The organism is Rhizobium sp. PDO1-076 (assembly GCF_000247475.1).
Lineage (GTDB): Bacteria > Pseudomonadota > Alphaproteobacteria > Rhizobiales > Rhizobiaceae > Allorhizobium.
This window is the reverse complement of sequence record NZ_AHZC01000011.1, coordinates 68,066-80,431: the sequence shown is the minus strand read 5'-3', so window position 1 is coordinate 80,431 and position 12,366 is coordinate 68,066. Positions and strand designations below refer to the sequence as shown.

At 59.2% G+C, this 12,366-nt stretch carries 9 protein-coding genes; 7 read left to right on the top strand and 2 right to left on the bottom strand.

Annotated elements, in window-relative coordinates; genetic code table 11:
- Window positions 1-137 precede the first annotated feature (137 nt).
- Window positions 138-353, bottom strand: coding sequence for a hypothetical protein (locus tag PDO_RS01115; protein WP_007596741.1), 216 nt, complete (start codon window positions 351-353; stop codon window positions 138-140).
- 430 nt (window positions 354-783) lie between these two features.
- Here PDO_RS01115 and PDO_RS01110 point away from each other — a divergent pair, with 430 nt between their 5' ends.
- From PDO_RS01110 to PDO_RS01090, 5 genes are all read left to right on the top strand, one after another.
- Window positions 784-1,734: a phosphoribosylaminoimidazolesuccinocarboxamide synthase gene (locus tag PDO_RS01110; RefSeq protein WP_007596739.1), complete on the top strand. Its 951-nt coding sequence runs from the start codon at window positions 784-786 to the stop codon at window positions 1,732-1,734.
- A 126-nt stretch (window positions 1,735-1,860) separates the two neighbouring features.
- Window positions 1,861-2,412 carry a TetR family transcriptional regulator gene (locus PDO_RS01105; RefSeq protein ID WP_244426319.1) on the top strand — a complete coding sequence of 184 codons (552 nt, stop codon included), beginning with the start codon at window positions 1,861-1,863 and terminating at the stop codon, window positions 2,410-2,412.
- A 148-nt stretch (window positions 2,413-2,560) separates the two neighbouring features.
- Window positions 2,561-3,769 (top strand): efflux RND transporter periplasmic adaptor subunit, encoded by a 1,209-nt coding sequence (locus PDO_RS01100; protein ID WP_007596737.1) that lies wholly within the window; start codon window positions 2,561-2,563, stop codon window positions 3,767-3,769.
- Between the two features lie 41 nt (window positions 3,770-3,810).
- Window positions 3,811-6,927 carry an efflux RND transporter permease subunit gene (locus PDO_RS01095; RefSeq protein WP_007596736.1) on the top strand — a complete coding sequence of 1,039 codons (3,117 nt, stop codon included), beginning with the start codon at window positions 3,811-3,813 and terminating at the stop codon, window positions 6,925-6,927.
- A 145-nt stretch (window positions 6,928-7,072) separates the two neighbouring features.
- Entirely contained in the window at window positions 7,073-8,491 is a 1,419-nt protein-coding gene (locus PDO_RS01090; RefSeq protein ID WP_007596735.1) for an efflux transporter outer membrane subunit, read from the top strand.
- Between the two features lie 83 nt (window positions 8,492-8,574).
- Here PDO_RS01090 and PDO_RS01085 read toward each other — a convergent pair whose 3' ends face one another.
- The gene (locus tag PDO_RS01085; RefSeq protein WP_007596734.1) at window positions 8,575-9,405 is read right to left on the bottom strand and encodes a MerR family transcriptional regulator; all 831 of its coding nucleotides are present in this window, start codon (window positions 9,403-9,405) and stop codon (window positions 8,575-8,577) included.
- 151 nt (window positions 9,406-9,556) lie between these two features.
- Here PDO_RS01085 and PDO_RS01080 point away from each other — a divergent pair, with 151 nt between their 5' ends.
- Both PDO_RS01080 and PDO_RS01075 read left to right on the top strand, forming a co-directional pair.
- Window positions 9,557-10,843, top strand: coding sequence for a 4-aminobutyrate--2-oxoglutarate transaminase (locus PDO_RS01080; RefSeq protein ID WP_007596733.1), 1,287 nt, complete (start codon window positions 9,557-9,559; stop codon window positions 10,841-10,843).
- Complete coding sequence (locus PDO_RS01075; protein ID WP_007596730.1) at window positions 10,840-12,324, top strand: NAD-dependent succinate-semialdehyde dehydrogenase; 1,485 nt, start codon at window positions 10,840-10,842, stop codon at window positions 12,322-12,324. The genes PDO_RS01080 and PDO_RS01075 overlap by 4 nt, the downstream gene beginning before the upstream one ends.
- Window positions 12,325-12,366: the final 42 nt, after the last annotated feature.

Below are 12,366 nucleotides of genomic sequence, written 5' to 3'. Positions count from 1 at the left end.
CAATTTTCAAAAATCTGTCATTTTTAACAAGTCATTGTTTTTGATGGAATTTTTTGATGTGCCCCACCGCATCCTCTGAGGCCTTGCCTAGAAATTAGCAGGCTCGCCTAGAAATGGGGCAGTGGCAAATGGGGAATTTACCCCATTGTGATCAGGATAAGCACGACAAACATGGCAGGAACGGCTGCGAGAGCCGGAATAATGATCGCCGGGTAGCCAAAGGCCAGGACCGCCAGCAACCAGATCATCAGCAGATTGACGACGAACAGGATCTTGGCGGTGGTGGGCCCTTGCATGGCCTCCTTGAGCATCCAGCCGAAAACAGGGATTCGGTAAAAGACGGCTGACAGCATGCTAATGCCTTTCTACAGGACGCCTCTCTATAGGAGCCTTGCCTGTGGGCTGCGGGTTGCCAAACAAAAAGTCGGACAATCTGAAAGAACGCAATGCGGCAAATCATAGCGGCAGCCCCAGCTGTGGCATTGCCTGCCCTCGCCAAGCTTGGGTTCCGGCAAGGTGCAAGCTGTTGGCCTTTTCGCTATAGTGTCACGCAAGCAGCTGTCTTGCGCGCGCGGCTGGCAATCACCGAGCGTCGGTCACGTTTCGGCAACCGCAACGCCCACTGTCTTTCGCCTATTGACCTCTCCGCGGCAACAAAACGGCGCGAATGGCGACTCGGCTTGCGCTTTTCCTTTGAAAGACTGCCGTCTTTGCGATAGCCGCAGGACTGTTCCCAAGCCATCTGCGTGTTATGCAATGGCAACGATGAGAGGATCCTGTCCGATGCGCACCCTGTCCGAAGCTCATTTTCCTGAACTGCCGAACTACTATGGCGGCAAAGTCCGGGAAAACTACGATTTGCCGGACGGCAGCCGGATCATCATCTCGACGGACCGCCTGAGCGCCTTCGACCGGATCCTCACCTGCATTCCTTATAAGGGCCAGGTCCTGACCCAGACCGCACGCTACTGGTTCGATGAGACCAAGGACATCTGCCCGAACCATGTGATCTCCTATCCGGATCCGAATGTCGTGATCGGCAAGCGCCTCGACATCCTTCCGGTCGAAGTCGTCGTGCGCGGCTATCTGGCCGGCACGACCGGCACTTCGATCCTCACCCTCTACAAGAAGGGCGAGCGCCGCATGTACGGCATCACCCTGCCCGATGGCATGCGCGACAACGAGAAGCTTCCAACACCGATCATCACGCCGACCAGCAAGGAATTCGACGGCGGCCATGACGAACCGCTGACCCCGGATGAAATCATCTCCAAGAACCTCCTCACTGCCGAACAGTGGCAAACGCTGTCGCAGTATGCGCTGGCTCTCTTCGCCAGGGGCCAGACGCTGGCCGCCGAGCGTGGACTGATCCTGGTCGATACCAAATACGAGTTCGGCGTGGACGAGAATGGCACCATCATCCTCGCAGATGAGATCCACACACCCGACAGCAGTCGCTACTGGATCGCCGAAAGTTATCCACAAGCCTTCGAAAACGGTACGCGCCCGGCTAGCTTTGACAAGGATTTCGTCCGCTCCTGGGTCGCCGAACGCTGCGACCCCTACAAGGATGAAATCCCCCAAATTCCACAGGCGCTGGTCGAAGACACGTCGGCGGTCTATATAAAGGCCTATGAAGCAATCACCGGACAGACATTTGTCCCCGACGATCGCGGCGCGACACCAAAGGATCGGGTCCGCGAAAATCTTGCCCGCTACTTTCCGGAGATATGAGCGATCGTGTCATCAGGTTTCGACAAATGCATGAAGAAGAGTACCGCTCAGATCATCTCTGAGCGGCACTCTGCGCCGCGCCGATCGCGTCGACCTGCCGAGGAAACGCGGGAAGACATTCTGAACATGGCCGAAACCCTGTTTCGCACACATGGCTACGCCAGCGTCACGATCGCGGACATCGCCGCAGAACTGTCGATGTCACCCGCCAACGTCTTCAAACATTTTCGCACAAAAGCCAGCCTGGTGGATGCGATCGCAACCCGCGCGATCCAGGAAACGATCAACGAACTGAAGATACTTGATCAGAACAAGCCCGCCCCGGTCCGGCTTTACGAGCTTGCCCACCATCTGATGGATGAGCATCTTGCTGACCAGAAGGACGCCCCCTTCGTCTTCGAGATGATCCAGGTCACCATCCGGGAAGAACTGGATTGCGGCGAACGCTTCCGCGAAATGGTGGTCGAGACAATCGCCGAGATCATTCGTGCCGGCGAAAGCGAAGGCCTGTACCAGGTCACCGATATTTACCGATATGCCAGCGCGGCTTTTGATGCTCTCGCATGTGTGATTCATCCTGTCATGCTCGGGATGGAAAATACCGATAAATTGGCAACACGGTGTAAGGAAGTCGTCAATCTTATTGACATCGCCTTGCGCTCGCCTCTTGCCAAGTGATGAAACTTAACTTACGTCACTTCGCATTCGTCGCCCTTGGGACGGGGCGACAGTCGCGGCATCGGGCGTAGCAGTTTCTCAAGGCTCCTAATGGGCATGGGATTTGCTTCGCAAGGTGCCTTTCGTCATTCTCGCTTTGGAACCCCCCATGACTCGACGTCTTAAGCTCACTTCCGTCCTCGTACTCTGCGCGGCGGCGCTTGCCGGCTGCAGCGATTCCGACACAGCACAGAACGCCGCAGGCGCGGCCGGTGGCGAAAAGCCGCCGTCTCCGGTCAGCGTGGTGCTCATGAAGCAGGCGTCTCATCCCCTCACCTCCACGCTTCCCGGCCGCGCATCCGCCTTCCAGACCGCGGAAATCCGTCCGCGTGTCAGCGGTGTGATCAAGGAGATCGCCTTCAAGGAGGGCAGCGAAGTCAAGGCCGGCGATCTGCTGTTCAAGATTGAAGACGACAGCTACAGCGCGGAAGTCGCACAGGCCCAGGCGAGCCTCGAAAAGGCCGAAGCAAGCGTTCCGACAGCCCAGTCAAACCTGGCCCGCCAGGAGCGCCTGGTCAACAGCGGCGCGACACAGGTCGAGCTTGAGAATGCCCGCGTGACACTTCTGCAGGCGCAGGCCGATGTGGCCCAGGCCAGGGCCGCTCTGCGCGCAGCGGAAATCAACCTCAATCTGACCGAGATCCGTGCTCCCTTCGAAGGCGTGACAAACGCGTCTGCCTTTTCGATCGGCAACGTCGTGACCGCCAACCAGACGGATGCGCTGACGACGTTGCGTCGCCTCGACCCGATTTACATCGAACTGACCGAATCCAGCGTCAATCTCCTGCGTCTGCGCGAAGCCATGAAGGCAGGCCGCATCGATCAGTCGGGCGACCAGAGGGCCGAAATTCGCCTGACGCTGGAAGATGGTCAGCAATATCCGATCGTCGGCAAGCTCGACATGTCGGAAATGGCCGTCAGCCAGACGACCGGGACATATTCGATCCGTGCGGTCTTCGACAACCCGGACAACCTCGTTCTGCCGGGCATGTATGTCCGCGCAACCGTGACAGTTGGAACCGAGAACGGCTTCCTCATTCCCCAGCGCGCCGCCACCCGCAATGCACAGGGCGAACTGAACGCAAAATTCGTCACCGCCGAGAACAAGGTCGAAACCCGCACCTTCACCGAGAGCCAGATTTCCGGCAACAACTGGCTGGTGGCTTCCGGCATCAAGGACGGCGACAAGCTGATCGTGGACGGCTTCCAGTGGATCGGTGACGGCGCACCTGTCCAGCCTGTGGAATCCACCGTCAATGAACAGGGATTCGTCGTTGAAACCGCGGCGCCCGCCGCCGCCCCTGCAGCGCAGCCATAATCGCGCTCCGGCTAGGCACAACAGGCGTTAAGGGATAACCAATGGCCAAGTATTTCATCCGTCGCCCGATCTTTGCATGGGTGATCGCGATCATCATAATGTTGGGAGGCGCCTTGGCGATCTCGACATTGTCGATCGCCCAATATCCGGAAATCGCACCGACGACGGTTCGTATTTCGGCAACCTATACCGGCGCCAGTGCCGAAACGGTGGAAAAGTCGGTGACATCGATCATTGAGGACGGCATGACCGGCCTTGATGACCTCACCTACATGACCTCGTCATCCAGCACTGGATCTGCGACCGTCACACTGACGTTCGGCAACACCATCGACCCGGACATCGCCCAGGTTCAGGTGCAGAACAAGCTGCAACTCGTACAGTCGCAGCTTCCGGATGTCGTTCAGACGACCGGTCTTTCGGTCACCCGGTCAACCTCCAGCATTCTGCTCGTCGGCGCCCTGGTGTCGACCGACGGCCAGCGCAGCCCGGTTGAACTCGGCGATATCTTCACCAGCCAGATCGAGGATCAGATCAAGCGGCTGGAAGGCGTCGGGAGCATCCAGATCTTTGGTACCGGTTATGCCATGCGCGTCTGGCTTGACCCGCTCAAGCTCAACAAGTTCCAGTTGACGCCGAGCGATATCACCTCCGCCATTCAGGCGCAGAACACCCAGGTATCCGTTGGTTCGATCGGCGGCCAGCCAGTGGCCATGGGTCAGCAACTGAATGTCACGGTAACGGCGCAGAGCCAGCTACAGACGGTTGGCGATTTCGAATCGATCATTCTCAAGGTTGAAACCGACGGTGCAACCGTTCGCCTCAGCGATGTCTCGCGTATCGAGATCGGCCAGGAGGAGTATTCGACAAACACCCGTTCCAACCGCAAGCCGGCAACCGGCTTTGCCGTGAACCTGGCAACCGGTGCAAATGCCCTCGACACGGCTGCCCGCGTCAAGGCTGCCTTGAATGCGGTTGCTCCGAGCCTGCCTGAAAATGTCGTCATCACCTATCCCTACGACACGACCCCATTTGTTCAGCTTTCGATCGAGAAAGTTGTCCACACGCTGATCGAGGCGATCGTGCTGGTGTTCTTCGTGTTGCTGATTTTCCTGCAGAACCTGCGCGCAACGATCATCCCGATGATTGCGGTACCTGTCGTTTTGCTGGGAACCTTCGGCATCCTCGCGTTGACGGGCTACTCGATCAACACATTGACGATGTTTGCCATGGTGCTGGCCATCGGCCTTCTCGTCGACGACGCGATCGTCGTCGTCGAAAACGTCGAGCGCATCATGTCGGAAGAAGGCTTGTCGCCGCTTGAAGCCACCGAAAAGTCGATGGGCGAAATCACCGGCGCCATCGTCGGCATCGCCCTGGTCCTCACCGCGGTCTTCATCCCGATGGCCTTCTTCGGCGGTTCCACGGGCATCATCTACCGCCAGTTCTCCGTCACAATCATATCCGCGATGCTGCTGTCGGCCCTCGTTGCCATCGTGCTGACGCCGGCACTCTGCGCCACGATGCTGAAACCAATCGACCACACGGCGGAAAAGCGCGGCTTGGCCGGCTGGTTCAACCGCAACTTCGAAAAGACGACCAACAGCTATGTTTCGTCGATCGCTTACCTCTTGAAGCGCCCGATGCGCGTGATGCTGATGTTTGCAGTCGTCATCGCTGGATGCGCCTGGTTCTTCATCCGCATGCCCACCTCCTTCCTGCCACAGGAAGACCAGGGCGTGCTGATGACGATTGTCCAGCTTCCGAACGGCGCCACAACCGCGCGGACGGAAGAAGTCATCAAGAAGATCGAAGACTTCTATCTCGAGAAGGAAAAAGACTCGATCCAGGACGTTTTCGCGGTATCCGGCTTCAGCTTCACCGGCTCGGGCCAGAACTACGCCATGGTCTTCGCCAAGCTGAAGGACTTCGACCTGAGAAAGTCGCCGGATCAGGCTGCGTCCGCAGTCGTCCAGCGCGCCATGGGCTATTTCTTCACCCTGCGTGACGCCATGGTCTTCCCGTTGCAGCCTCCTGCAATTCCGGGCCTCGGAAATTCGAGCGGTTTCTCGATGTATCTCGTCGATAGCGGCAAGAATGGCACCGAAGCCCTGACGGCAGCGTCCCAGAAATTGATCCAGGCCGGCGGAAGCAATGCGAATGTCAGCTCGCTGCGCTCCAACAGCCCGCCGTCCGAAAGCCAGCTCAAGATCCTTCTTGATCAGGAGAAGATGGGCGCGATGGGGCTCGATCTCGCCACCGTCAACTCCATGCTGTCGACGATCTTTGCCGGTCGGGACGTCAACGACTTCACCCTCAATAGCGAGTTGAAGCCAGTGATCGTTCAGGGCGATGCGCCCTATCGCATGCGCTCGGATTCCATCAACGAATGGTTTGCCCGAAACGGTACCGGCGAGATGGTGCCTTTCTCGGCCTTCACCAACCTGCAATGGATCACCGGTGCACCGAACCTCGACCGTTACAACGGTATCGGCGCAATCTCACTCGAAGGCGCGGCGGGTGCGGGTGTCAGCTCTGGCACGTCAATGGACACCATGGAACAGCTAACCGCCGAACTGGGCGGCGGCTATACCGTGGCCTGGCAGGGCATTTCCTACCAGGAACGTCTGTCGGGATCTCAGGCACCGATGCTGTATGCCCTTTCGGTACTGATCGTCTTCCTCTGCCTGGCAGCGCTCTACGAAAGCTGGTCAATCCCGTTCTCGGTCATCATGGCTGTGCCCGTCGGCGTTCTTGGCGCCGTGGCCGCCGCTTCACTGTTCGGCCAGTCGAACGACGTCTACTTCAAGGTGGGTCTGCTGACGACGATCGGTCTTGCTGCAAAGAACGCGATTCTCATCGTGGAATTTGCCAAGGACCGGCATGCGGCAGGCGTTGGGCTGATCGAAGCGACACTCGAGGCTGCAAAGCTTCGTCTGCGCCCGATCATCATGACATCGCTGGCCTTCATTCTGGGCGTCGTACCGCTTGCAATCGCAACGGGTGCCGGGTCGGCAGCGCAGAATTCGATCGGCATTGGCGTGCTTGGCGGCATGTTGACAGCGACTGCACTTGGAATTTTCTTCGTGCCGTCGTTCTTTGTCATCATTCGCAAGCTTTCCAGCAGGGAAAAACGCACGCCCCCCCTGTCATCTTGATCACGGTGTTGATAGGTTAAGGAAAGATTGTGTCGGCTTTCGGGGAAAGCCGACACAATAATTAAGCATAAATTCACGCAACCGCGGTCTCATGAACGAATCAGGCTGCGGTCCGTAACTTGGGTGAAAGATCTAGGAAAAGATGATGGGTTCTATTCGCATAGCCGCTCCCCTCGCGATGCTTCTACTTTCCGGCTGCGTGACCGGTCCTGATCACACCGCGCCAGAGACCCCGTTGCCGGCCAAATTTGGCGAAGGCGGCAAACAAGCAAATGGCGATGTCACGACTGTGGCCTGGTGGACCGCATTCAACGATCCAAAGTTGAATTCGCTGGTCGAGCAGGGCATGAACCAGAACCTCGACGTGCTCCAGGCACTTGAACGCATCACCGCTGCCGAAGCGAGCTATCTCGCCGCCGACGCGAGCGCCAGGCCTCGGCTAGACGTGTCCGCATCGCAGGAAACGTCGCGTCAGACGGGCCGCGGCGCCAACTCCAGTCAGTCGACGGCGACAACATCGACCAGCTCGGGTGGCTTGAGTGCGTCCTGGGTGCTTGACCTGTTCGGCCAGTATCGCCGGACCAAGGAAAGCTCCAAGGCATCACTCGACGCAGCTTATGCCAGCGCCGACGTTGCGCGCCTGACCTACCTGTCCAGCATCGCCACCGCCTATATCGATGCGCGCTTCTTCCAGGAGCGAATCGCCATCGCTAAAAAGAGCTTGGCATCCCGCCGTGAAACCTTTGACCTGACCAAGCTTCAGCTTGAAGCCGGTGCAGCATCGCGTCTCGATGTCGTGCAGTCCGAGGGTCTGGTCAATTCGACGCTGTCTGAAATTCCGGGCCTCGAAACCAGCTTCCGCGCCTCGGCACATCGCATCGCCTTGCTGCTCGGCCTCCCGGCATCTTCGCTGGTCGCCGATCTGCAGAAGGGTGCGTCTCAGCCTTACGCTCGGCGCAGTGTCAGCGCCGGCATCCCGGCAGACCTGATCCGCAATCGTCCGGACATCCGTGCAGCCGAGCGCAATCTCGCCGCAGCAGTTGCTCAGATTGGTGTCGCAGAAGCACAGCTTTATCCGTCGATCTCGCTCAGCGGCACGATCTCGACCAGCATCATCGCTACCAGCGCCGCAAGCGGCGGCGTCACACCCTGGTCCTTCGGCCCAAGCCTGACCCTGCCGATCTTCGACGGCGGTCGCCTCAAGGCCAATGTCGATATTGCCAACTCATCGGCCCGCGAACAGTATCTGGCTTGGAAGCAGACCGTCCTGTCGTCGGTTGAAGACGTGGAAAATGCCCTGGCTTCGATGAGCCGCACGCGCCGGACAGTGTCCGCATTGAACGCAACGGTAGCATCCTACCAGGAAGCCCTGTCGCTCTCGACAGCTAGCTACCGCGATGGTGCATCGTCGCTGCTCGACGTTCTCGACGCGCAGCGCTCGGTCGACAGCGCGCGTGCAAATCTCGCAGCCGCCGTTCAGCAGATGGCAACAGACTATGTGAACTTGAACGTGGCGATCGGCGGAGGCTACGCTTTCGACACGAAAACCGCCAAGACCATGTAATAGGCCCGCATCCGAAAAAGCCCGGCTCCAGAAATGGCGCCGGGCTTTTTTATGTGTGCCGAATGGCGACAGAACCGTCCAAATCAGAATGTCGCCGGTGTATTGATCCAGATCAGAACCGTCTCACTGCTCGATGTGTTGCGCCAGGAGTGCGGCCTGCGGCTTTCGAAATAGAAGCTGTCGCCGGTATGCAGTTCGAAAAAACAATCCCCGTCCAGGATGATCTCCAGGCTGCCCGACAGCATGTGGATAAATTCTTCGCCGGCGTGCTGATAAGCCCCTTCGCTTGACGCACCAGGCGCAAGCTGGAAGCGATTGCATTCCATCTGGTTGCGCCCCTCGGCCAGAACCTGGATGGCGACACCGGACGATGTGGCGGGCCAAGATGGCCACTTCCCGTCGCGAATCAACGATTCGCCCCCCTGCCCCTGCTCCTGACCACTGAGCGACGCGACCGTGGTTCCGAGACAACTGGCGACCTCGTGCAGTGCCGTAAAGGACAGCCCCTGCGAGGTGCGCTCGAATGTCGAGAGCTGCGACACCGACACGCCGGTTTTCTGCGCGACGGCCTCCAGGGTCTTGCCAGCCTCTCGGCGCAGGCGGCGGATCTTCAGGCCGACGGGAAAACTGGCGGGATCGCCGGCCTCTTCCGGCTCGAATGATGTGATCTCGGGTTCTACCGCGACAGGTTCGCCCCGCAGGCTCTCCCGGATTGCAGCCGGATTAAGTCCCTTTTCGCTCCGCAGCCAGGAAATCGTCTTCAACCGATCCACGAGTGCCCGATCATAAAGCCGCTGGCCCTTCGGCGTACGGATCGGCTGGATCAGATCCTGCGTTTCCCAAAGCCGCAATGTCGACGGCGATACGCCCGCCATTCGCGCGGCCTCAGCAATCTTGAAACGGATATCATCCATGAGATCAGGTCCTACCGCATAACGTCGTTGCGCCGGTAATAATTGCGGGAAACCATATTGCAAGTCTACAGAAAAAATGTAGGAAATATGTAAGATCAATGATCGGACCGAAGAACCGACGCCGATGGCCCATCTGGAGAGGACCTTTACGATGAAGAATTCCGAAATTTCAGCGCGCAAGAACGACGCCATCTCGCGCGGCGTTGGGATGACGACGCAGATTTACGCAGACAAGGCCGAGAATTCGGAGATCTGGGACGTTGAAGGCAACCGCTATATCGATTTCGCTGGCGGCATTGCCGTGCTCAACACCGGCCATCGCCATCCGAAGGTGATCGACGCGGTGAAGAAGCAGCTCGACCGCTTCACCCATACCTGCCATCAGGTCGTGCCTTACGAAAACTACGTCGCGCTGGCCGAACGGTTGAACAAGCTGACCCCCGGCAATTTCGAGAAGAAGACCATTTTCGCCACCACCGGCGCCGAAGCGGTCGAAAACGCCATCAAGATCGCCCGCTGCGCCACCGGCCGCTCTGCCGTGATTGCCTTCACCGGCGGCTTCCATGGCCGCACGTTCCTCGGCATGTCGCTGACCGGCAAGGTCGTACCTTACAAGGTCGGTTTCGGCCCGATGATGGGCGATATCTATCACGTCCCCTTCCCGATCGAGATGCATGGCATCAATGTCGAAACCTCGCTCGATGTCCTCGACAAGCTGTTCAAGGCCGATGTCGATCCCAAGCGCGTCGCCGCGATCATTCTGGAACCCGTCCAGGGCGAAGGCGGCTTCTACGAAGTGCCACGCGCGCTGATGAAGGCATTGCGTGAAATCTGCGACCTGCATGGCATCCTGCTGGTGGCCGACGAAGTGCAGACCGGATTTGCCCGGACCGGCAAGATGTTCGCCATGGACCACTATGACGTGGTTCCGGATCTGACCACGATGGCAAAGAGCCTTGCTGGCGGCTTCCCGCTCTCGGCTGTCACCGGCCGCGCCGAACTGATGGACGCGCCCGGCCCCGGCGGCCTCGGCGGGACCTATGCCGGCAACCCGCTGGCGGTCGCGGCGGCCCATGCCGTCCTGGACGTCATCGAGGAGGAAAAGCTCTGCGACCGCGCCAACCAGCTTGGCGGCCGCCTCAAGCAGCGCCTTGAAAGCTTGCGCGGCGACGTTCCGCAGATCATGGACATCCGCGGCCTCGGCTTCATGAACGCGGTCGAGTTCGGCCTGCCGAATTCGCACAAGCCGGATGCCGATTTCACCAATGCCGTTCGCCTGAAGGCGCTCGACAAGGGGCTTATCCTCCTCACTTGCGGCGTCTACAGCAACGTCGTGCGCTTCCTCGCCCCGATCACCATCCAGGACGAGGTATTCAACGAAGCGCTCGACATCATCGAAGCATCGATCCGCGCCGTCGCGGCGGAGGCAAAGGCATGACCATTTCGAAACTGCTGACTTCAAAGCTGAAAGATGCGACCCTGGTTACCGACAAGGCGCTTGTCGGCACCGAATGGGTCGCCAAGGCATCGGATGGCAAGACTTTCGACGTCACGAACCCGGCAACCGGTGAAGTCGTCGCCACGCTGCCCAATCTCGGCAAGATCGAGGTGGTCAAGGCCATCGATACCGCCCATAGCGCCCAGAAGGCGTGGGCGAAAAAGACCGGCAAGGAACGCGCAGCCGTTCTCAAGAAGCTCAACGACCTGATGGTCGCCAACGCCGATGACCTGGCCACCATCCTGACCATGGAAATGGGCAAGCCCTGGCCGGAAGCCCGCGGCGAGATCCTCTACGGTGCATCTTATGTCGAATGGTTCGCCGAGGAAGCCAAGCGCGTCTATGGCGACGTCATCCCCGGCCATCAGCCTGACAAGCGCATCCTGGTGATCAAGCAGCCCGTCGGTGTCGTCGGCGCCATCACGCCGTGGAACTTCCCCAACGCCATGCTGGCCCGCAAAGTCGCCCCGGCGCTCGCCGTTGGCTGCGCCATGGTCTCCAAGCCCGCGGCCCAGACACCGCTTTCGGCATTGGCGATCGCCATCCTTGCCGAACGTGCGGGACTTCCCGGCGGCCTGTTCTCGGTGCTGACCTCGACGGATGCCGCCATGGTCGGCCAGGAATTCTGTACCAATGACAAGGTGCGGAAACTGACCTTCACCGGCTCGACAAATGTCGGCAGAATCCTGATGCGCCAAGGTGCGGATCAGATCATGAAGCTGGGACTGGAACTGGGCGGCAATGCACCCTTCATCGTCTTCGACGACGCCGACCTCGATGCGGCTGTCGAAGGCGCGATGATTTCCAAATACCGCAATGCCGGCCAGACCTGCGTTTGCGCCAACCGTCTCTATGTGCAATCCGGCGTATACGATGCCTTTGCCGCCAAGCTCGCGGAGAAGGTCAACCAGTTGAAGGTCGGCGACGGCTTCGCCGAAGGCGTGACGACAGGCCCGCTGATCGACAGCAACGCGATCAAGAAGGTCAAGGAACACGTGGCCGACGCCGTCTCCAAGGGTGCGAAGGTCGCGCTCGGCGGAAATACATCGTCCGCAGGCGACCTTTTCTTCGAACCGACGATCCTGACTGGCGTCACCACCGACATGAAGGTGGCAACCGAAGAAACCTTCGGCCCGGTCGCCCCGCTCTTCAGGTTCGACACGGAAGAGGAAGTCATCGAACTGGCCAACGCCACCGAGTTCGGCCTTGCCTCCTACTTCTACTCGAAGGACATGGCCAAGATCTTCCGCGTCGCGGAGGCTCTGGAATATGGCATGGTCGGCATCAATACCGGCCTGATCTCCACCGAGACGGCACCCTTCGGCGGCATCAAGCAGTCCGGTCTCGGTCGCGAAGGCTCGAAATACGGCACCGACGACTATACCGAGATCAAGTACATGTGCCTGGGCGGCATTGCCTGATTTCTACCGATCCAGCTTCGGAGAAAAGCGGGAAGCATCGAC